The sequence below is a fragment of the Pelomonas dachongensis genome (assembly GCF_043555865.1).
GTDB classification, from domain to species: Bacteria; Pseudomonadota; Gammaproteobacteria; order Burkholderiales; family Burkholderiaceae_C; genus Pelomonas; species Pelomonas dachongensis.
The window spans coordinates 1-348 of sequence record NZ_JBIGHY010000046.1; the positions used below are offsets into that span (position 1 = coordinate 1).

Here is a 348-nt window from a genome sequence, read left to right on the forward strand (position 1 = left end):
ACTCGTCCAGCGTGCGCCAGACGTTTGGCGTTTGCGCCATGCCGAAGTACGCCTTTCAGCCCAGCAGGTAGGGCCGCAGCCTCTGCACCACTTGCTCCATGCTGCGTCCGCCCGAGCGGCTGGTGAGTTCTCGGATCCGCGCTTTGAAGTTACCCAGTGCCTTGGAGGCCACTGCGCATTTCACCTCGCGCCCTTTGGAGACCCAGAGCTCGTAGCCCAGGAACTTGCGCCCGAAGGCGCTGCACACGGCACTCTTGGCTTCATTGACCTGACGCTTCAGCTTGCCGTATAGCTTCCTGAGCCACGCCAAAACCCGTTCGCCCGCCTTGGTGCTGCCCACATAGACAT

Annotated in this window: 1 pseudogene; it reads right to left on the bottom strand. The window is 62.1% G+C overall.

The features are described from left to right. Positions 1-55 precede the first annotated feature (55 nt). Positions 56-348, bottom strand: a pseudogene (locus ACG02S_RS26260) (group II intron reverse transcriptase/maturase); the annotation flags it as partial.